At 43.5% G+C, this 20,286-nt stretch carries 18 protein-coding genes; 6 read left to right on the forward strand and 12 right to left on the reverse strand.

The window, feature by feature from the left end; all coding sequences use genetic code 11:
- Positions 1 to 304: 304 nt before the first annotated feature.
- Together MuYL_RS07550 and MuYL_RS07555 are read left to right on the forward strand one after the other, a co-directional pair.
- The gene (locus MuYL_RS07550) at positions 305 to 1,369 is read left to right on the forward strand and encodes a polysaccharide deacetylase family protein (protein ID WP_094569954.1); all 1,065 of its coding nucleotides are present in this window, start codon (positions 305 to 307) and stop codon (positions 1,367 to 1,369) included.
- 26 nt (positions 1,370 to 1,395) lie between these two features.
- Positions 1,396 to 1,878, forward strand: a complete 483-nt coding sequence (locus tag MuYL_RS07555; RefSeq protein ID WP_094569955.1) for a DUF4265 domain-containing protein — start codon at positions 1,396 to 1,398, stop codon at positions 1,876 to 1,878.
- 148 nt (positions 1,879 to 2,026) lie between these two features.
- On the opposite strand, the gene MuYL_RS07560 is transcribed toward MuYL_RS07555, so the two are convergent.
- Entirely contained in the window at positions 2,027 to 2,707 is a 681-nt protein-coding gene (locus MuYL_RS07560; RefSeq protein WP_094569956.1) for a LolA family protein, read from the reverse strand.
- 128 nt (positions 2,708 to 2,835) lie between these two features.
- Complete coding sequence (locus MuYL_RS07565) at positions 2,836 to 5,403, reverse strand: FtsK/SpoIIIE family DNA translocase (protein WP_094569957.1); 2,568 nt, start codon at positions 5,401 to 5,403, stop codon at positions 2,836 to 2,838.
- A gap of 204 nt (positions 5,404 to 5,607) precedes the next feature.
- Between MuYL_RS07565 and MuYL_RS07570 the strand changes: the two genes are divergently transcribed.
- From MuYL_RS07570 to MuYL_RS07580, 3 genes are all read left to right on the forward strand, one after another.
- The gene (locus MuYL_RS07570) at positions 5,608 to 7,035 is read left to right on the forward strand and encodes an MBOAT family O-acyltransferase (protein ID WP_094569958.1); all 1,428 of its coding nucleotides are present in this window, start codon (positions 5,608 to 5,610) and stop codon (positions 7,033 to 7,035) included.
- Entirely contained in the window at positions 7,035 to 8,006 is a 972-nt protein-coding gene (locus tag MuYL_RS07575; RefSeq protein ID WP_094569959.1) for a hypothetical protein, read from the forward strand. Before MuYL_RS07570 ends, MuYL_RS07575 begins: the two co-directional genes overlap by 1 nt.
- Before the next feature lie 224 nt (positions 8,007 to 8,230).
- On the forward strand, positions 8,231 to 8,878 hold the full coding sequence (locus MuYL_RS07580) for an ankyrin repeat domain-containing protein (protein WP_094569960.1): 648 nt from the start codon (positions 8,231 to 8,233) through the stop codon (positions 8,876 to 8,878).
- Between the two features lie 622 nt (positions 8,879 to 9,500).
- Here the strand turns inward: MuYL_RS07580 and MuYL_RS07585 are convergent.
- From MuYL_RS07585 to MuYL_RS07610, 6 genes are all read right to left on the reverse strand, one after another.
- Positions 9,501 to 9,794 (reverse strand): putative quinol monooxygenase, encoded by a 294-nt coding sequence (locus tag MuYL_RS07585; protein ID WP_094569961.1) that lies wholly within the window; start codon positions 9,792 to 9,794, stop codon positions 9,501 to 9,503.
- A 276-nt stretch (positions 9,795 to 10,070) separates the two neighbouring features.
- Positions 10,071 to 10,280 (reverse strand): hypothetical protein, encoded by a 210-nt coding sequence (locus tag MuYL_RS07590; protein ID WP_157740681.1) that lies wholly within the window; start codon positions 10,278 to 10,280, stop codon positions 10,071 to 10,073.
- A gap of 11 nt (positions 10,281 to 10,291) precedes the next feature.
- Positions 10,292 to 11,119: an aminotransferase class IV gene (locus MuYL_RS07595; protein WP_094569963.1), complete on the reverse strand. Its 828-nt coding sequence runs from the start codon at positions 11,117 to 11,119 to the stop codon at positions 10,292 to 10,294.
- A gap of 13 nt (positions 11,120 to 11,132) precedes the next feature.
- The gene (locus MuYL_RS07600) at positions 11,133 to 12,305 is read right to left on the reverse strand and encodes a D-alanine--D-alanine ligase family protein (protein WP_094569964.1); all 1,173 of its coding nucleotides are present in this window, start codon (positions 12,303 to 12,305) and stop codon (positions 11,133 to 11,135) included.
- Positions 12,306 to 12,409: 104 nt separating this feature from the next.
- The gene (locus MuYL_RS07605) at positions 12,410 to 13,987 is read right to left on the reverse strand and encodes a Mur ligase family protein (protein ID WP_094569965.1); all 1,578 of its coding nucleotides are present in this window, start codon (positions 13,985 to 13,987) and stop codon (positions 12,410 to 12,412) included.
- The gene (locus MuYL_RS07610) at positions 13,987 to 14,763 is read right to left on the reverse strand and encodes an alpha/beta fold hydrolase (protein ID WP_094569966.1); all 777 of its coding nucleotides are present in this window, start codon (positions 14,761 to 14,763) and stop codon (positions 13,987 to 13,989) included. Before MuYL_RS07610 ends, MuYL_RS07605 begins: the two co-directional genes overlap by 1 nt.
- 228 nt (positions 14,764 to 14,991) lie before the next feature.
- On the opposite strand from MuYL_RS07610, the gene MuYL_RS07615 reads away from it, so the two are divergent.
- Positions 14,992 to 15,225, forward strand: a complete 234-nt coding sequence (locus MuYL_RS07615) for a hypothetical protein (protein WP_094569967.1) — start codon at positions 14,992 to 14,994, stop codon at positions 15,223 to 15,225.
- 237 nt (positions 15,226 to 15,462) lie between these two features.
- Here the strand turns inward: MuYL_RS07615 and MuYL_RS07620 are convergent, their stop codons facing one another.
- The 4 genes from MuYL_RS07620 to MuYL_RS07635 all read right to left on the reverse strand — a co-directional run bounded on the left by MuYL_RS07620 (position 15,463) and on the right by MuYL_RS07635 (position 20,205).
- Positions 15,463 to 15,963 carry a hypothetical protein gene (locus MuYL_RS07620; protein ID WP_157740683.1) on the reverse strand — a complete coding sequence of 167 codons (501 nt, stop codon included), beginning with the start codon at positions 15,961 to 15,963 and terminating at the stop codon, positions 15,463 to 15,465.
- Between the two features lie 118 nt (positions 15,964 to 16,081).
- Positions 16,082 to 17,788, reverse strand: coding sequence for a sodium:solute symporter family transporter (locus MuYL_RS07625; RefSeq protein WP_094569969.1), 1,707 nt, complete (start codon positions 17,786 to 17,788; stop codon positions 16,082 to 16,084).
- An 84-nt stretch (positions 17,789 to 17,872) separates the two neighbouring features.
- A complete protein-coding gene (gene araA, locus MuYL_RS07630) occupies positions 17,873 to 19,363 on the reverse strand; it encodes an L-arabinose isomerase (protein WP_094569970.1) in 1,491 nt (496 codons plus the stop codon).
- A 143-nt stretch (positions 19,364 to 19,506) separates the two neighbouring features.
- On the reverse strand, positions 19,507 to 20,205 hold the full coding sequence (locus MuYL_RS07635) for an L-ribulose-5-phosphate 4-epimerase (RefSeq protein WP_094569971.1): 699 nt from the start codon (positions 20,203 to 20,205) through the stop codon (positions 19,507 to 19,509).
- Positions 20,206 to 20,286: the final 81 nt, after the last annotated feature.

The raw sequence follows: 20,286 nt of genomic DNA on the forward strand, positions 1-20,286 counted from the left end.
GGACGTTTAGGCAGGATAAATATGGGCATCGGCCTGTTAATTGTTCCTGTCCCCGCAGGGGCTTTCCAATTCAATTAAGGACATATTAGTTGCCTCACCCTGCCCTCTCCAAAGGAGAGGGTGCAAAAAAAGCGCGAAGTTCAAGTCCTCTCCTTTGGAGAGGATTAGGTGAGGCGAAATTACGAGGGTAACCTCAACTTAATAGCATTGAGGGGTGCCAGCAGAGCACCCTGCGCCGGGTGTGATTGTGCGATCGATTTTATACGTTAACATAGTTTTTATAAAGGGTATCACCTGTTTAGCGATGAAAAAACTAACCATCTTCTCCCTGTTCATTGGGTTTGCCTGTGGCGCATCAGCCCAGCAAACCAAAACCTTTGCCGAGCGGCTCGGCTGGCCAAAAGGCGCCCGGGTACTTATCCTGCATGTGGACGATGCCGGGATGTCGCACGACTCCAACGAAGGCGTGGAAACTGCCTTAAGCAAAGGGGTGTCCACCTCAACCAGTGTGATGATGCCCTGCGCCTGGGTGTCCGACTTTAAAAAATACCTCGACAAAAATCCAAATACCGATGCCGGCCTGCATTTAACGCTGACTTCCGAGTGGGAAAACTATCGATGGGGCCCGCTCGCCGGTAAAACGGAAGTGCCGGGTTTAACGGATAAACAAGGGTGTTTATATCCTTCTGTTGAAGCGGTTTACTTTGCAGCTAAGGCCGATGAAGTTGACAAAGAGATCCGTGCACAGCTTGACCGAGCGTTAACCATGGGTTTTAAGCCCACGCACCTCGATTCGCACATGGGGACCCTGTTTGCAAAGGAATCGTTCATGGAGAAATATTTAAAGCTGGGTATTGAAAAACAGATCCCGGTGATGTTTCCCGGCGGGGATGATATTTTTTACCGTTCCGAAGCAAAAGCTGCGGCAATTGCCGAATTAAAAAAGCAGGGAAAATACCAGGCAGGAATGGCGATCCCTGAGGCTGCCGCATTGGGTAAAGCAAAAGAAATAGGAGAGATGCTCTGGAAAAACGGACTGCCAGTACTGGACGATCTCCACAACTCCAGCTATGACTGGAACATGCCCGGTATCAATAAGAAAACGGATGCCGAGATCCAAAAATGGTACACCGATCACTACATCGAAAGTATTGGGAGGCTGAGCCCCGGTTTAACCATGGTAATTATGCACTGCACCAATCCATCGCCTGCCTTTAAATATATTTCAGATACCGGCCAAAAACGCAAAGGCGATCTGCTGGCTATGACCGATCCGCGCCTGCGCAAGTTTTTAAGGGATAAGGGCTTTATTTTAACCACCTGGCGCGAAGTAATGGAGCGGAGGTTGAAGGCTGGGAATGCGGAATAATTATCTTTGTACATATTTTTCTTTTTATGCCAAACGATAATTTAGTAAAGATTCTGTTTAACTTTTACAGCGATATTTTGGAGGAGCAAACCAACGAAACGATGTGGGCCGAAGTGATTGATGGAGAAAAAGGGCTTTATAAGATTGATAATATTCCATTTTATGTACCGCGGTTAGCATCAGGCGATATTGTTCTGGCTGAGTACGACGAAGCTCAATCTATGCTTACCTATCTGGAAACCATTGAATATTCCGGCAATTCAACCATTCATATCATTATAATGGATGAAGAGCTTGAAATGGAACGGCTTATTAACTTATTTGAAGAAATGGATTGCCCGTCAGAAGGCTTTAATGAGCGCTATTTAGCCCTGGAAATCCCTGCTAATGTTGATTACATCCCGGTTAAACGCATGCTTGATCAAATGGAAAAGGATGAGGTTATTGGCTATGCTGAAACGTGCCTGTCGGTAAATCATCAATATAAAGACTTCCACTTACCGCTTTGAATACATTTTGTAAATGTGGAACGCAACAATTAACCCCTCAGTTTATCAAACAACGCCGGGCTATATAAGCGTCGCCAGCAGTAGTTCGTGAAATTGTCTTCCAATCCAGCAAAGTCCCCCAACTTAACTAACCGCTAACCACTAATCCCTACCTCAAGTCCACCACTTCAACACCCTTATGTGCTTTGGTATCAAAAGAGAAAGTGTTATCGGCTACTGCAGTATTAGGTGCAAAGCGTTTTATCGTATAGGTGTACCTGTTACCGTTCTTGTCAAATATCAATGCGCTGTAGATCTGTTTTTTTGCCTTGTCAATCTCCAGGCGCACTTTAAAAAAGCCTTTTTTATCGTCTTCCGGGGTCAGGTCAATTTCCTGGTAAATATTTCCGCTTATCTTTTTTTCACCGGTATAAAGGTATTTATAGCCATGTTCATAAATGGTGAATATTTTGGCCGGGTTAAGTCCGTCGCCGCTGTTGTCAACGTTGCTTACCTGCACTTCGTTATCCTTTTTCAGAAAGGTCCACTGGGTTTTGCCATCGCTGATGATCTCCTGTGCCACGTCCTGCTTACCTGCCGACTGCGGAGTGTATAACGTAACCCTGAACTTATTGGCTTTTGAACGTGCTACAAGCGTGCCGGTTTGCGTTTCTTTTATGCCCGCCTGCGGGTTATCAAGGGTAAAGGTAAAGTCGGTTTTAATGCCATCGTACATTTTGTATTTGGCGCTTACCTTGCTTAAAATAGCTTTGGCATCTGCATCCTTTTGTGCAAAAGTGTAACCGGTGCTGAATATGCCTAGCAGGGATAATATAAGTAGTTTCTTCATTTGTTGTTTATCCGGATAAATCCGTTTTTAGTAGATCGTTTTTTTAAAATTGTTTCACCATAAACGTAGTCATCCAACTATTGTTTACCGTGTTGGGTAAACTATAGAATAAACGTTTGGGCAAAGGTTTAATTGCTATTTTTCTGAAGGCTTTCCAGGTGGCGTTCAAGGCTGTACTCGTCGGGGTATAAAACGTCGCGGGCCTTGCTGCCTTCAAACGGGCCAACTATGCCGGCTGCTTCCAGCTGGTCAATTATCCTCCCTGCGCGGTTATAGCCAAGCTTCATTTTACGCTGTATCAGCGAGGTTGATCCCTGCTGGTGTAAAACTATCAGGCGGGCCGCATCTTCAAACATAGGGTCGCGGTTATCCGGGTCATATTCCTTGCTGGTGCTGGTTTCGCCTTCGCCAACATACTCTGGCAGTAACATGGCCGATGCGTAGCCGCGCTGGTTCCCAATAAAATCCGAAATGCGTTCTACTTCGTGTGTATCCACAAATGCGCACTGTAAACGGATCAGGTCGCTGCCGGTTGACAGCAGCATATCCCCGCGGCCAATCAGCTGGTCGGCGCCGCCGCTGTCCAATATGGTACGCGAATCTATTTTTGACAGCACCCTGAAGGCCAGCCTCGACGGGAAGTTGGCTTTTATAGTTCCTGTTATAATATTTACCGAAGGCCGCTGCGTGGCAATTACCAGGTGGATACCCACCGCACGGGCCAGCTGCGCAATCCGCGCAATAGGCACTTCAACTTCTTTGCCCGCAGTCATCATCAAATCGGCAAACTCATCAATAACCAGCACAATAAACGGCAGGTAGCGGTGCTTCTCCGGGTCGGCTATCTTGCGGTGCACAAATTTTTCATTGTACTCCTTCAGGTTGCGCACCTGGGCATCTTTCAACAGGTCGTAACGCTGATCCATTTCAATACAAAGCGAGTTAAGCGTATTTACCACCTTTTTTGTATCGGTAATAATGGCATCGGCTTCATCCGGCAGTTTGGCTAAAAAGTGCCTTTCAATCTTACGGAATAAAGTTAACTCCACCTTTTTAGGGTCAACCAGCACAAACTTAAGCTCGGCGGGGTGCTTTTTAAACAGCAGCGAAACCAATATGGCGTTAATACCAACGGATTTACCCTGCCCGGTAGCACCCGCCACCAGCAGGTGGGGCATTTTGGCAAGGTCGGCAATAAATACCTCGTTGCTAATGGTTTTGCCCAGCGCAATCGGCAGGTCCATGGTAGTGTTCTGGTATTTTTCTGTTGACAGTACCGACCGCATGGATACCATTTCGGGATGCTGGTTGGGCACCTCTATACCTATGGTTCCTTTACCCGGCATAGGTGCAATAATACGGATACCCAATGCTGCCAGGCTCAGCGCAATATCATCCTCCAGGTTTTTGATCTTGGAGATGCGCACACCAGGTGCCGGTATAATTTCATATAAGGTAACAGTGGGGCCAATAGTCGCCTTTATTTTATCAATCTCAATGTTATAATGGTTCAGCGTTTCAACAATCTTATTCTTGTTGGCTTCCAGCTCATCAGAGTTTACGCTTATCTTGTTCGATCCGTAGTTTTCCAGCAGGTCCAGTGTTGGGTATTTGTAGCTTGAAAGCTCCAGTGTATGGTCATACTTGCCAAACTGCTCCAGCAGGCTCTCCGCTTTTTTATCGTCGTCAGTTTTTTCAATATTCAAAACCGGGGTAGGGCGGGTAACGCCAACGGTGAGCGGGATATCGTTTTCTTCTTCAGCCTCATCGGTTTTTGGCGGATCGGGCATTAACACTACGGGCTCATGAAACACCGGGTTTTGTACAAATGCCTGTTGCTTAACGGGCTCCGGGTTAACCATTTTTTCTGTATTCTCTTTTTGCCGGTTAGCGCGGCCCGGCCATTCAACCGGTAGTGAGATCTCTTCTTCTTCCAGTTCAACAGGTTCAGGTACAATATGGTCAACGGGGGCAGAGGGAACCGTTTTAGCGCTGCGTGAAGGAATTTTGAAGTCGATATTGTAAGCAATCACCAATATTGCTAACGCCAGGAACACCAGGATCCCGGCAGTGCCTGCCTGGCCTATCTGCGCATCCAGCAGTCGGTTGGTCCAGTAGCCGAAACCCCCTTCCAGGTAGTTAGGTGTTTCCGTTATAAATGCATGGAAAAAACCCATGGCTACGGAAATAAATACCAGCAGGAAAAAACTATAGGCAAGGGTTTTGCTTAAAGGCACCAGGCGAACCTTGAAAAGCATGCGGTAGCCGGCAATAAAAAATACAAATACAAATACAAAAGATGCGAGGCCGAACCATTCAAATATGAACTGGTTAGAGAGCAAGGCACCTAATTTGCCGGCCCAGTTATCAACCATTGGGTTTTTAACGCCGTTTTCCATCAGTTCCTGCGTGGTGCGGAACAGGTTGTGCCAGCCGCCATTAGCCGCCGATACATAGCTCTGATCTTCCTGCCAGGTAAACAGGTAGGCCGTAAATGCTATCAAAAAATACACCGATAAAAGCAGTAAAAATAAGCCCGATATTTTTATCACTTTGCTGTTGAGCAGGTCCGACGGACGCAGCCTTTCTTCCCTTTGTTTTACGGGCCTTTCTTTCTCAATCTTTTGATTGGGCTGGCGGGGCTGATTTTCCTGCTTGAAACTATTTGACCTAAACTGATTTCCTTTTACCGGCATCCTGATGTAACCCTGTTATTGTGCAAATATAAAGTTAATAGATTAAACAACTTATTTGGGTGGATTTTTTAATTAAAATCATAGCCGGGGGCATTTCCATACTAATTATTTTAACAGTTATGTAACGAAAATGATAGGGAACAGTGTTTAACTTTCGTTAGGCTTTTTCGTATTAGGGATTGTTTTTACCCCGTTTAAGATAGTATGCTATTCAATTCTATTGATTTTGTATTTTTTTACATCATAGTAACTACCTTGTACTTTGTAGTTCCCCATAAACTCAAATGGGTAATTTTGCTGGCAGCAAGCTGCTATTTTTACATGGCGTTTGTGCCCATTTATATTCTTATACTGGGTTTCACTATTGTTATTGATTATTTTGCCGGCATCTATATAGAGAATGAGCACAACCCCCGTCGCCGCAAAATGCTGCTTGCGGCAAGTCTGGCTGCCAACGTCGGAATTCTTATTTTTTTTAAATACTTTAATTTCCTAAATCTTAATGTTAATATCCTTTGCAATAAGTTTAACTATCATAACCCAATCCCTTATTTAAGCATACTGTTACCTATCGGCTTGTCTTTTCATACTTTCCAGGCAATGAGTTATACCATTGAGGTGTACCGGGGTAAGCAAAAAGCTGAGAAGCACTTTGGGATCTACAGTTTATATGTAATGTTTTATCCGCAACTGGTTGCGGGGCCAATTGAAAGGCCGCAAAATATTTTACCGCAATTGCACAAAAAACATGAGTTTAACTATGATTTAATGCAATCGGGCTTGAAAATGATGTTATGGGGCTTTTTCAAAAAACTGGTAATTGCCGATAGGCTTTCCATTTTTGTAAACTCCGTTTATAACAACCCTGATATGCATAACGGAACTACCATTGTTATTGCATCGTTTTTTTTTGCTATCCAAATATATTGTGATTTTTCAGGATATACAGATATAGCCATAGGTTGTGCCAGAACTATGGGTTTTGATTTAATGAAAAACTTCGACCGACCGTATTTTGCCTCCAATATCCAGGATTTCTGGCGGAGATGGCATATCTCGCTGTCAACCTGGTTTCGTGATTATGTTTATTTTCCTTTGGGAGGTAGTAAAGGATCCCGCAGTCGCACGTGCTTCAATCTATTCGTCATTTTTTTACTGAGCGGCATTTGGCATGGTGCTAACTACACCTATGTTATTTGGGGCATGCTGCACGGTTTATACTCAGTAATCTATATCGTTATTAAGCCTTATTTACGTAAAACGCCTTCAAATAAAGTGGCTGCAACCTTAATGCGCATGGGTAATATTGCATTAACGCTTTCATTTGTAACTTTTGCCTGGATTTTTTTCAGGGCCGCCACTATTCACGATGCTTTTACGCTGATCCATAATTTGAAGAGTTTTGGGGCTGCGCCGTTTATAGGAGATGGGATTAGCAACTTTGCACAATCTGTACTGGGCATCCTGCTTTTGTTTGTCCTTGAGTATAAAATTGAATACCACCCTGATCAATTTAATTTTTTTAGCTCGCCCAATATTGTAGTAAGATGGGGGGCGCTGGTTTTTACCATATTATGGATAATTGTTTTCGGTGTGTTTAATGGCAGTCAGTTCATATACTTTCAATTTTGATGAAAAGCAAAGTAATAATTAGATTTTTTGTGAGGTTAGCTGCATTTTCTGTTGTGTTAATTGCAGCGGACCGCTTAGCAGGTTTCGCATTAAAAAAAATATATTTTAATCAGCATGTGGGGCAGTTTAGTCAAACTACTTATGCTATTGATAGTGCCTGCCAGGATCTTATGATCTTCGGCAGCTCAAGGGCTGTCCGTCACTATTCACCAACCATCATCTCCAAAGGTACAGGGATAAGTTGTTATGATTCAGGCAGGGATGGGCTGATGATCCCGTATTCAGCGGCTATTGAAGAGGTGTCGTTGGCGAGGCATCTTCCTAAATTTATAATACTGGATATAACCCCGAGAGAATTGGGTATTGACAAATCTAAATATGAAAAACTTGATATTTTATTGCCTTATTGCGAAGAACACCCGCAGTTTTTAAAATATATTAAAGAGGTTAGTGAGTTTGAAACGGAAAAACTTTTTTCCAAAACGTACCCTTATAACTCATCTGCCTTTATTTTGGCTAATAATAGTTTATTCTCAAAATCTATTGAAAAGGATGATAATGGATATTTGCCACTGCATGGTTTTATGACAAAGCCCGAGATGGATGACTACATTAAGAGAATGAATAATAGAGCAAAGAAAATTCGTAAAAAAATTGAGATTCCCGAAACTAAGGCTGTCAACTATTTTAAACGGTTTTTAAGTGACGCTGCTAAATATAAAATTAAAACAATGGTAATTATCTCGCCTACCATATTGAACAACTCATTTTACCTGGATAATCAAACTATCGAGCGAGACCTCATAGGAAAAATCACAAGCGAATATCCTAATGTTACCCTCCTGGATTTTTCTACTGATCCGCGGTTTAATTATCACCCCGAAAAATTTAACGACGTATTTCACCTTAACAAGCGCGGATCAGAAGAGTTTTCTGCAATTGTAGCACAACATATTAAAGCAAACCTGTAGCGTTAAACACCTGGCTTAAGCAGCTGTTTCGGAGCGTCGTCAAGTAAATTTAACTTGTTCCGCAACAAAACAGGCAGGAAGTTATTCAAATTGATTTGCTGTAAATGTTTTTTGTGACGGTAATAAAGCCCCGCGCTATTGAATTTTTTACTTAATATAAAAAAAGCAGGTATTTATTATATTTACCCTTAATATACACCTTACCTATTGTTAAAGTAAAAAGAATGAGCATCGAAAAACTGGAACTGTACATTACCACGGCCGACCTGGAAAGTCTTGATAGCCTGCTGGCGCAAAACCCGGCGTTGGCAAAGGCCCGTACCAGTCACCAGGTTTCGCCGCTGATGCTTTCCTGTTATTATAAAAAGCCTGAGGTTACCACATTAATCTTAAAATACCTGGACGAGATCAATCTTTTCGAAGCCTCGGCGGCAGGGAGGTTTGATGTAGTGGCCAACCTTGTTTACGCACACCCCGATGCCGTTAATTTTTATGCTGAAGATGGATTTACGCCGTTGGGCCTGGCCTGTTATTTTGGCCATTACGAAATTGCGCAATACCTGGTATTAAAGGGAGCTGATGTTAATATGCCGTCAAATAATGGATTCAGCGTTTATCCGCTGCATTCTGCTGCTGCAGGTAATTTTACCCAGATAGCCCGCATGCTGATTGAAAACAATGCGCTTGTAAACGTAAAACAAAAGGCCGGTGTAACTGCGCTGCACTCTGCCGCTCAAAACGGCAATATCGATCTGCTGATTACGCTGCTGGAACACGGCGCCGATGTAACCGTCCGTATGGAAGGTGGTAAACTGGCTGCTGACCTGGCCCGCGAAAAAGGCTTTAACGAAATCGCCGAAGCCCTCAACTGATCCGGCTGCGTAAATTTGCGAATGGAGCCGATAAAATAAGCCAAGGTGAGCTCATGTTAGGCTTTTTTCAAATATATTTCTCATGGTAAAAGTCTAAGAAACAAGGCCAAAAGATTATTATCTTATTTTTTTAAATATTGCTCGCCGGTTAAAAGCGACAAAAAAATAGCCGAAAATTACTTTCCGGCTATAAAACTCCATACCTATAATAAACTACCTAAATTTAAACTTAAGCCCTGTAATTTATACGCTATTGTTTATATAAAAATTAATTTTTATATTTAATCCAATAAAAGGCTCCCGGCCTCGCGCCAGGAGTCTTCTTGATTTGATAAATTATTGATGAGCAGGGCGCTCAATGAGTGTTCTTATACGACATTCATTTTCTAAGGTTTCAGTTTTTTTTAAATTTTTAAAAATGAGCTGATCTTTTTTAAAATGACTGTTGATGAGCATTTTAACTTGAAATTGGAGTGTCATCCCGTCGACTGAGTCCGGGATCCCATGTGATTATTCACCTGTCGTCAGGTCTTCAGGCGCGTTTATTCGCCTGAAGATTCTTAAAAACCACCACGGCAATACTTTCAATTGATAGAAAGTAGGTACGGGCTCAGCATTTATTTTACTTTATTGCTAGCAGCTCCACCTGCTCAATTACCGGGGCTGTAGCTAGTAACTCAGCTGCGTTTGCCATGAGGGCTTCGGCAATTTTTCCATTTAAATGGGCCGCTCTTCCGGCTTCTGTTTCAAAAGTATCGAAGATGCCAAATGTTGACGGACCTAATTGCAGGGCGTACCATCTTACGGTGTCGGGCTCTGCTTCGGCAAGCGGCAATGCGCTTTTTAAAAATTCAAGTACTTCTTTTTCTTTTCCGGCTTTCGCTTCTACGCGGGCTAACAATGCAAACTTTTCCATAAATATTTTTAATTATATACGTTTTAAAACAGTTAACAGATGTTTACCGCTTACGTTTTACAAAACTTTCCACATGATGTTTAAGGATTTGCTGCCGGCCAGATAGGCAATAATATAAGTAACGCGTTGCATGCCAATAAGAAGTAAAGCTGACGGAGCGTTATAACCTCAGCTGTCTGTAAAGTCGGCTTCACCCAATGGTAAAAAAGGATAGAGCAAACAGGGTTTTAGCCATGATTAACCGGCTGATTGAAAAGAAGATTGTAATATGTTTTTTTAATTATTTGACTGCTTCACACGCTGCTTTTTTACCAGCGCTAATAAAAGAACCCCTATGCCCGTGCCTTTTAAAAAGCCGTCTGCAAAATCAGGCAATACAAAATAGTGTTTCAATACCAGGCTGGCAGATAATAGCAGCAAGCCAATTGCGACGATGTATTTATAGGCGATTACCGGCTTCATTATCCTGGGGCTATCAAATAGCATTGCAATCGATATTATTGGGCGTAGGTAAGCTTAAACAACTGCTCCCTGATCTGTTTGGTGGCTGGTCCCGTCTTGCCGTCGCCTATCATTTTCCCGTCTATCATTGTAACAGGGTAAGCGTATTGGGTGGTGCTGGTTATAAAAGCTTCTTTTACGTTGGGCAGGTCATCAACGCTAAAATCTTCTTCGGCAATGGTATAGCCGCTTACTTTAAAATTTAAAACCTTACTGCGGGTAATTCCCCGCAAAATATTGTTCCTGGGTGTGATGATTTCTTTATCTATCACCACAAAAAAATTGGCCCGGGGGCATTCTGTAATTACCCCGGTGTTGTGGTATAGTACATCATCGGCGTTTTTCTCCTTCATAAAAGGGTGCAGCCTTACCGCCATCAGGTAGTCAATGGTTTTTATGTAGGGCAGCTGCCTTTGGTGGTCATATGTTACCAGTTTAAGGCCGGTATCCGGTTTGTTTTCCTCCTGCAGGTTTAGCGGGTATTGTAATATAACCAGGTTGGGGGTACCCATGCGGTATCCGTCTTCTGAATAGCCGCCCGTTAGCAGCAGCTTGATGCCCGATGTTGGGATGCCGTTTTTTTCAACCAGTTCTTCAACCGCTTTTCGAAGTTGCTGGCGGTCAAGCATCACGTCCAGGTACATTTCCTTAGCCGAGTTATAAAACCGGTTAAAATGGTCCTCGATAAAAATCGGGCGGTTATCAATCACCTTCAGGTAATCAAAAATCCCATAGCCGCGGTGCATGGCCAAATCAGATACCCCTATCTTAGCGTCTTCTTCTAAAAACAGCTCATTATTTATAGAAACATATTTGGCAGCCATAGCATTACGATTTTTATGATTTACCCGATTTTGAAAGCCCTGCGCTCATATTAAATATATTTTCGCCGTAGCTCACTACTAAATTGTCGCGTTCGCGCTGGCGTTTTAATGCAACGTCAATAAGGGTTTTTAGTAACTGTCCGAAATTCTTATCGGTAGCCTCCCATAAGTAAAATGAAAGTGAACCCGGGATGGTGTTTATCTCGTTCACATACACTTTGTTGTCTTTTTTATCCACCAAAAAGTCAATCCGCGATACACCTGAGCAGGACAACGTCCTGAACGTTTCTTTAGCAAGATCCTGGATCAGCATTGCCTGTTCCTTAGGGATATTTGCCGGGATCTGGCGTTTGGTGCTGGTCATCCCTTTTGATGAACTGCCTTTGGTAATGTATTTATCCTTATAGCTCAAAATGTCGCCGGCGCCCAGCGGTTCTTCACACACCGAAGCATTTTGGTTGGCCACATCGCCCAGTACTGAACAGTTGATCTCTTTCAGGTCAACCACCATGCGTTCCACTAAAATTCGGCTGCTGAAACGTCCGGCCAGTTCAACGGCCTCAATCAGCTGCGCTTCGTCGGCAGCCTTTGAAACGCCCACGCTCGAACCTAAATTTGATGGTTTTACAATAACCGGGAAACCTATTTTGTTGATTTTTTCAATAATGGCCTGCTTATCCATGTGCCAGCTGCGGTCGGTAAACCAGGTGTAATCCACTACGGGCAGTCCGCTTTCCTTCAGCACCATCTTCATCATAATTTTATCCATTCCAACCGCAGACGATAAAACATCGCAGCCAACATAAGGGATGCCTTTTAGCTCAAGTAAACCCTGTAATGATCCGTCTTCGCAATTGGTGCCGTGGATAATAGGAAAGGCGATGTCAATTTTTGCGATTTCTTTGCTCTTCCAGATGGACGACTGCACCGCATTGATGGTAAAATCACCAAAAGTTGGTGAAATGTAGATCTCTGTGCATTGCGCCAAAAGCGAATCGGTATTTTTATAATTATCTACATTTAAAAGGGCGTCGCCGGTGTACCATTTACCGGTTTTGGTGATATAGATCGGGGTAATATCGTAACTGTTTTTATCAAATGCACTGATAGCCTGCTGTGCGGAGATTACAGAAATTTCATGCTCAACAGACCGTCCTCCAAATATAACTCCAATTCTAATTTTCATTTACTTAATTTTTTAATGGTGATACAGCTATCATCGGCGATGTTTATTCCCGGTTACAGGCAGCAGCTAATGATGGTTTTATCGTTATGCGCTAATAATTTTATCTAAAGTTCGTAAGTGTCAGGCAAATCGTTTTCATATAACAATACGTCGCCGGCACGGGTCATGCCGCCTAAATGGTTTACGGCATCCTTAAAATTTTGGGCCACGTATATTTTATTGTCAGGATAGCTTTTATTTTTTAGCCCCTTCATAATAGGTAAAGTTATATTTTTCCCTACAAGTATAGCATAATCGCAGGTATCTGCAATATGCTCGCCCAAAATCGTATTGTAATATTCCTGTTTTTCGCCAAGCTCTATCATTCCGGGGGTAATAATAATCTTTCGCTGGCCTTCAATACCTTTTAAAACTTCGAGTGCCATTTTTGAACCTACCGGGTTCGAGTTAAATGCATCGTCAATAACGGTAACCCCGTTGGCATGTACTTTAACCTCCAGCCTGTGCTGCACAGGCTCCAGCTTTTTAATAGCAAAAGCAACGCTGCTGTCCGGAACTTCCAAATGCCGGGCCACAATATAACCCGCCAGTATATTCGACAGGTTGTAGCTGCCTAACAGCTTGGTGTCAAAATCAGCCAGGTGTTTGCCTTTATTAAAAACCGAAAATGAGGAACCCCTCGCCGTATAGCTCAGGTTTTTTATATAAAAATCAACCTTTTCGTTATCTGATGAATACAATGCTGTTTCCCGGTCAGCAACCGGGCGGTTAGCAATAAATTCATAGTCTGCATTCAACACGGCAAGTCCGCCCGAAGGTAACGCATCTATCAGTTCGAACTTGGTTTTTTGCACGTTCTGGATGGTTTTAAAGCTTTCCAGATGCTGCTCTCCAACCGCAGTCAGGATGCCGATCTGCGGGTGTACCAGGTCGCAGATCTCCTTAATATCGTTTGGTTGCTTGGCACCCATCTCCACTATAAAAACCTGGTGGGTTGCCTGTAGTTCTTCGCGCACGGTTTTAATAACCCCCATGGTCGTATTGTAGCTGCCGGGTGTCATCAAAACATTGTATTTTTCGCTCAGCATGCGGTATAAAAAATGTTTGGTGCTGGTTTTTCCGTAACTGCCGGTTATTCCAATGATAATCAAATCAGGGCGTTGCTCCAGGATCTTTTTAGCGTCGTTATAATACCACTTGTTAATTGATTTTTCAACGGGTGCTATCAGTATGGTAGCCAACGCAATTAAAACAAAGCTCAGCAGCAACGCAAAGCCTCCCACCCAAAGTGTGCACATAATTTTACCGGTTGCAAGGTAAAATGCCAGCGCAGCTACCGCTGATAATACAAACGTGAGCCCGAATAACCTTTGCGCCCTTTGGGTAAATACCACAGGCTTTTTCTGTTTTTTAACAAAAAGCAGGTAAGCCATAAGGCCATATAGCAATATAAATGCTGCAGCGGTAACAACGGCGCCCGCAGTTAATAAAAGTATGCCGGTAATTGCTAAAGTAATGGCTTCAAATACGCGTGTGCCCTGCAGCACGTTGGTTTTAAGCCATTTAAAATAGCGGTCGTTACGGTACGAGTTTAACTGCATCATGTGCAGCTCGAACCTTAATTTTGCGAACGCATAAACCAGTAATACTGCCAGTGCAGCTAAAAATAGTGGGTTCTCCATTAATTGTTTTTCTTATCGGCCTGAAGAAAGTTATTTAATATAATTAAAAATTCATGCAGTTTTTCAACAAAGGCAAAGTGCCCCGCGTTTTTTAGGATCACCAAACCGGCATTGGGGATAAGTTTTTCCATTATTTTGGCGTCGCCAACGGGGGTTGCCGTGTCATTTTCGCCCCAAACCAGTAAAGTGGGTGCTTTTATTTTTGGCATCACCGATTGAAGATCTTCATTAACCGACTTAACCAAAATGTTCCGCATAACGCCCGAAGCATTGTTATAATCGCTTGATCCGGCTTTTTTGCGGTAGCCTTCCATTATTTCTTCGGCTTTGCTGCGGCCAACAAACAGCGGCAATGTTTTTTTCGCCGCTTTGTAGGAGTAAACTTTAATATAATATTCAAGCGAACGGGTGGGTTTTATACCGGCGCTATCCAGCAGCACCAGTTTTAAAACAGGATTACGCGATGCGAAAAGTATAGAAATGCGCCCGCCATAAGAGTGTCCCGCCAATATGGGGTTGCTGATGTTTTTTACCCGGCAAAATTCTTCAATAAACTGCGTGTATTCTTCAACACCCCAAACTTCAGCAGGTTCCTGGCTTTTTCCAAAACCCGGCAGGTCAATTGCAAATACATGAAAATCCGTTTCAAAATATTCCTGCACCTTTGTAAATGCCTGTAGGTTTGAGCCCCAGCCATGTAACAAAACAAGTGGTTTTCCTTCGCCGCTTTCGTTAAAATTTATATTAAGGCCCTTAATAAGTTGGGTTTGCTCCATAAGTATATTGTGCTGTGCAAAGATAATAAATAACTGATAGCAATAACAGTTGGAAACGGGTTATGCTAACCTAAAGCCCTAACAAAAATGGCGCTTAAAGGTGTTAAAAAAAGAAGGATAATTGGTAATATTATAAAAAGAAGTTACGCAGTTGCTAAACAAACATATCAGTTTGGAATTTACCAGAGGAAATTTTGAATTCAGTTATCCCCATTTGGCCGAAGACATGTGTTTCAACACTCCGGTAATGAATTGATAACGGGCAATGCCGCCCTTATTGATTTTTGCAACAGGACAGCTAAATATTTTAGCGGGGTAAACACCAAATTTACCATGGAGAATGTAATAGCCGATGGTGATTGTGAAGCAATAAACGGAACTGCCGAGTTTTATATGGAAAAGGAAAATCGAACCAATTTCATATCGTCCTGCGATGTATATAATTTGAAGATGGAAAATTAAAAACCATAACTCTTACTGTATCTCTAAAAAAAAGATTGATTAATTACCCAAATTAGTTTGCCGCAAAATTACCTCCGGAAAGTATAGCAAACATCTTTGCTATTAAATTTAAAAACGGGCGTTCTTTGACAGGAGGCCAGCAAAAATAATACGAACAGTAATTTATACATGATAACGGCGAAGCATGTAAATAGACATATGCCGCCGTTATCATTATTGTACACAATTCAATATTTTTTAGCGTGGTAATTTGCCGCTTTGCCGGTAAGTAACCGTGTAACCCGCAGATTCATCAGTTTGATCCCGACCTGTTTTCACATTCATTTTCAGTGGCTTTTGAAAAAGGGCATTGTTTTTAAGCACAAACTTTACATTCAACGTGTCCTGCATGCCTTCCTGCATAAAACTCCACACTGCATTAATTGTATCGCCTTTGGCTGTACCTTCCAAAGCGCCTCTGCGGCTATCTTTTTGATATGGCATCCAGTTCATTTGTCCATAAACTTTTTGGTCCTTTAGCACCAATTCAATTACGGTGCTGTCTGTATTTTTCTTTCCTTCGGTTCGTAAAAAACAGAATGAACTGACCGCAGATGGGTTATTAGTTACTGCTGGCTGAGTTTTTACGGTATCTGCCGTATGTACGGCAACGGAGTCTGCATTAAACGGTTTCTTATCGTTTAATGAGCATGAGGCTATTAATAATGCCGCCATGCCCAATAGATTTATCGATTTCATTCCTGTATGACAGTTATAATTATTAAAAGTTTTAAGTTTTAGCCTTTCCGGCTTAAATGTTTCCAAATAAAAAGGCCCGGTTAATAAAAATCAACCGGGCCCGCACTTAAAAAAACCTTTACCAAAACTTCACATATAGCGCAGCAAGCAACAACAGTGTGGTTATAATTAAAGCAAGTGTGGTAGGGTCAACCTTAAACATGGTTTTATCAAGCACAAATGATTTTGGATTAATTTTAGGTCCGGCCAGGCTGATGGTAATCATAATGATCATAGTGAACAGGAATGACAGCCCCATGCAGATCAGGAACGGGATCTCATAAGTGCCGTTGGCTTTATGAAACGCAGTGTAAAGGAAAGTTTCGTTACCAAATAACCGGGGTGCAAAATCGTTGAATAATATCGAAAGCGCAAAACCCGACAGCACACCCGCAATAGCGGCAGGGCCGGTGGTCCGTTTCCAAAACATCCCTAAAATAAACATGGCAAACACACCCGGACTAAAGTAACCTGTATATTTTTGAATATAGGTAAAGCCGCCCTCGCCGCCAATACCCAATAGATCTTTCCAGGTAAGCATTATAGACAACACCATGGCTACCAGAATAATTATTTTCCCCATGCCCACCATTTGTTTTTCATCCGCACCCTTTTTTAGGTACTTTTTGTAAATATCCATGGTAAATATGGTGGAGATGCTGTTGGCTTTGCCCGCCAGCGAGGCCACTATGGCTGCGGTTAATGCAGCGATAGAAAGGCCTTTGAGCCCGCTTGGTAAAAAGCCCAATATGGCGGAATAAGCGTTGTCGCCGTTAAATTTGCCGCCGGCATTCATTTCGTGCTGTAAGCCGCCATTCTTATATAAAACGTAAGCCGCAATGCCAGGTAAAATTACAATTACAGGCATGGCCAGCTTCATCAGGCCTGCAAACAGGATGCCTTTGCGGGCTGTTTGCAGGTCGGCGCCGAGCGCCCGCTGGGTAATGTATTGGTTGCAGCCCCAGTAGTTAAGGTTAACTATCCATTGCCCGGCAAAGTACATGGCAATGCCCGGCAGCGCAAGGTATTTGTTAATGTCTGCCTGCGATGCATTCTGGCCTGGCTTAGCAAGAATCATTTTAAAGTGGTCGGGCGAGTCTTTCAGCATGGCATTAAAGCCGGCCAGGATGTCTTTTCCCAGGCCAAAACGTTCGCTAACCAATGTTAACGCAATATAAGTAGTAGCTAAACCGCCTATTACCAATACCAGTACCTGTATCACATCGGTAAAGCCAATAACTTTCATCCCGCCAAATGCAATTACCAGCGAAAAAGCGGCCAGGCCAATAATTATCCAGTGAAACATGGCGGAATCACCACCTGCGAGGCTGTTGATACAGATGGCGCCCAGGTAAAGGATGGAGGTGAGGTTAACAAACACATATAAAAACAGCCAGAAAATGGCCATAATAAGGCTAACCGTTGGGTTGTACCGCGTTTCTAAAAACTGCGGCATGGTAAAGATCTTGTTTTTTAGGTAGATGGGGATGAACCAAACCGCAACAATGATGAGTGCAATGGCTGCTATCCATTCGTACGCGGCTACGGCAATACCTACGGTAAAACCCTGTCCGCTGGCGCCGATAAACTGCTCGGCCGAAATATTGGATGCGATGAGTGATGCCCCTATGGCCCACCAGGTAAGTGAACCCTCGGCAAGGAAAAAATCATGACTGCCTGAGATTTTTGCCGATTTTTTACGGCTGTACACCCAATACCCGTACCCCGACACCAGGAAAAAGTAGATGACGAATACAATGTAATCAATAGTTGAAAACTTATTCATAATAAATTAATTGGTTTAAATTGGTTAGGTTTTTATAACCCGGCAGCCGTTCCCACCTGGCCCGCCGGGTATCTCGTGTCTTATTTATTTGTAAGCGGCATCATTCCAGCGCAGCTCGTTGCGCAGCTGGTCAAGCCTCGTATCTTTGCCAATACGGATGAACTCCAACCCTGCAATATCAGCAAAATCCTGCAGATGTTCGGCGGTTAAATTCTGGCTGTATGCGGTATGGTGTGCGCCACCGGCATAGATCCATGCGGCACAGCCGGTTTTCATATCCGGGTACGGTTTCCACAACACCCTTGCTACCGGCAGGTTAGGCAGGTCGTTTTGTGGCTCAACTGCCTCTACCTCGTTAATCAGTAAGCGGAAACGGTTGCCCATATCTATAATTGATGCATTTAACGCGGCACCTCCGGCTACATTAAACACCAGCCTGGCCGGGTCAGCTTTGCCGCCTATCCCCAGCGGATGCACTTCCAGCGCAGCTTTACCGTTGGCTAATGATGCATCAATCTCCAGCATGTGCGATCCTAAAACCAATTGGTTGTTTGGGTCAAAATGATAGGTATAATCTTCCATAAAAGCATTGCCGCCCTTTAAGCCGCTGCCCATCACTTTAAACGCGCGCACCAAAGCAGCCGTTTTCCAGTCGCCCTCACCGGCAAAGCCGTAGCCCGCAGCCATCAGGCGCTGCGCAGCAATGCCCGGTAGTTGGATCATGCCATGCAGGTCTTCAAACGTATCGGTAAAGCCTTTAAAGCCGCCGTCTTCTAAAAATTTCTTCAGGCCCAGTTCTATTTTAGCAGCATCGTAAACAGATTGGTGTTTGGCCCCGCCTTTAAGCAGGTCGGCAGCCATGGTATAGGTTGCTTCGTACTCGGCAAGTAATGCTTCCACAGCCTCTTCACTGATGCTGTCAATTATCTTCACTAAATCACCAACACCGTAAGTATTTACTGAGTAGCCAAATTTCAGTTCAGCTTCAACTTTATCGCCTTCGGTAACAGCAACATAGCGCATGTTATCTCCAATGCGCGCAAATTTGGCACCCTGCCAGTCGTGCCAGCCGGCTGCTGCCCTGGTCCAGGCATTAATTTGTGCTAAAACTTCAGGGTCCTGCCAGTGCCCAACTACTACCTTGCGGTTTTTTCGCATGCGCGAAACAATAAAGCCAAACTCCCTGTCGCCGTGGGCGCTTTGGTTCAGGTTCATAAAATCCATATCTATTGAGCTCCATGGAATATCGCGGTTAAACTGGGTGTGCAGGTGCAACATTGGTTTTTGAAGAATGCCAAGCCCGCGGATCCACATTTTAGCAGGGGAGAAGGTATGCATCCAGGTAATTATCCCAATACAGTTTTCGGTGGTATTAGCCTCCTGCAGGGTGGCGTAAATCTCTTCCGGGGTTTTAACAACCGGTTTGTAAACAATACGCACCGGGGTTTGCGGGTCGGCATCAAGGCCTTTTGCAATTTGCTGTGAGTGTTCCGCAACCAGTTTTAAAGTTTCTTCTCCATATAAGTGCTGGCTTCCTGTTATAAACCACACTTCAAATGCTTTCAGATCGATCATATATTTTTATTGGTAATTGAATTATTTAATGATTTTTTTAGTTGTTGAATTGTTGTTGTGGTAATTTTTTTATGGCTTTATTACCGCTGCTGCTATTTTTAACCGGCAAAGTTTTAACAACTTCCTTCCATACATCCGGCTAACTATTGCCCGTAATAAGAATCAGGTCCGTGCTTGCGTTCAAAATGCTTTTTTATCAGCGAGTCTTTTAGCCTGGGCGCTTTGCTGTTGATCTGTTCCGTTAAATAAGCCATTTGCGCTACTGCTTCCAGCACAGCGCTGTTATACACGGCTTTTTCAGCGGTTTTGCCCCAGGTAAACGGCGCATGGTTGCCTACCAGCACCATCTCGGTTTCCTTATAATCAAGGCCTTCCTGTTCAAAATGATTAATGATCTGGAAACCCGTTTCATATTCATAATTTCCCCTGATCATTTTATCATCCATCGGCGGCGCGCAAGGCACATCGGCAGTTAAATGATCGGCATGTGTGGTACCATAAATGGGAATGCAGCGTTGTGATTGCGCCCATGAGGTTGCGTAAGTAGAGTGGGTGTGCACAATCCCGTTAATGTCGCTCCAGTGCTTGTAAAGCACGGCGTGCGTTTTGGTGTCTGATGATGGCCGCAGGCTGCCTTCAACCGTGTTCCCTTCAAAATCAACAATCACCATCTCTTCCGGCGAAAGGTCGCTGTAAGGAACGCCGCTGGGTTTTATGGCGAAGACACCAAGCTCCCTGTCAGCAGCGCTCACGTTGCCAAAAGTGAAAAGCACCAGCCCCAGTTTGGGCAGCTGCATGTTGGCTTCGTAAGCACTTTGTTTAATATGCTGGTATTTACTCATTTCTTTAAAATTCTAAATTAACTTCCGCTTTTCCTAATCGCTGTAATTCACTAAAATTCGCGCCTCATAAATGGTGAAATT

This window comes from Mucilaginibacter xinganensis (assembly GCF_002257585.1).
In the GTDB taxonomy this organism is placed as follows: Bacteria; Bacteroidota; Bacteroidia; order Sphingobacteriales; family Sphingobacteriaceae; genus Mucilaginibacter; species Mucilaginibacter xinganensis.

Coding starts and splice junctions, on each gene's coding strand:
- MuYL_RS07550 (WP_094569954.1), top strand. CDS start 305: ATGAAAAAACTAACCATCTTCTCCCTGTTCATTGGGTTTGCCTGTGGC.
- MuYL_RS07555 (WP_094569955.1), top strand. CDS start 1,396: ATGCCAAACGATAATTTAGTAAAGATTCTGTTTAACTTTTACAGCGAT.
- MuYL_RS07560 (WP_094569956.1), bottom strand. CDS start 2,707: ATGAAGAAACTACTTATATTATCCCTGCTAGGCATATTCAGCACCGGT.
- MuYL_RS07565 (WP_094569957.1), bottom strand. CDS start 5,403: ATGCCGGTAAAAGGAAATCAGTTTAGGTCAAATAGTTTCAAGCAGGAA.
- MuYL_RS07570 (WP_094569958.1), top strand. CDS start 5,608: ATGCTATTCAATTCTATTGATTTTGTATTTTTTTACATCATAGTAACT.
- MuYL_RS07575 (WP_094569959.1), top strand. CDS start 7,035: ATGAAAAGCAAAGTAATAATTAGATTTTTTGTGAGGTTAGCTGCATTT.
- MuYL_RS07580 (WP_094569960.1), top strand. CDS start 8,231: ATGAGCATCGAAAAACTGGAACTGTACATTACCACGGCCGACCTGGAA.
- MuYL_RS07585 (WP_094569961.1), bottom strand. CDS start 9,794: ATGGAAAAGTTTGCATTGTTAGCCCGCGTAGAAGCGAAAGCCGGAAAA.
- MuYL_RS07590 (WP_157740681.1), bottom strand. CDS start 10,280: ATGCTATTTGATAGCCCCAGGATAATGAAGCCGGTAATCGCCTATAAA.
- MuYL_RS07595 (WP_094569963.1), bottom strand. CDS start 11,119: ATGGCTGCCAAATATGTTTCTATAAATAATGAGCTGTTTTTAGAAGAA.
- MuYL_RS07600 (WP_094569964.1), bottom strand. CDS start 12,305: ATGAAAATTAGAATTGGAGTTATATTTGGAGGACGGTCTGTTGAGCAT.
- MuYL_RS07605 (WP_094569965.1), bottom strand. CDS start 13,987: ATGGAGAACCCACTATTTTTAGCTGCACTGGCAGTATTACTGGTTTAT.
- MuYL_RS07610 (WP_094569966.1), bottom strand. CDS start 14,763: ATGGAGCAAACCCAACTTATTAAGGGCCTTAATATAAATTTTAACGAA.
- MuYL_RS07620 (WP_157740683.1), bottom strand. CDS start 15,963: ATGAAATCGATAAATCTATTGGGCATGGCGGCATTATTAATAGCCTCA.
- MuYL_RS07625 (WP_094569969.1), bottom strand. CDS start 17,788: ATGAATAAGTTTTCAACTATTGATTACATTGTATTCGTCATCTACTTT.
- araA (WP_094569970.1), bottom strand. CDS start 19,363: ATGATCGATCTGAAAGCATTTGAAGTGTGGTTTATAACAGGAAGCCAG.
- MuYL_RS07635 (WP_094569971.1), bottom strand. CDS start 20,205: ATGAGTAAATACCAGCATATTAAACAAAGTGCTTACGAAGCCAACATG.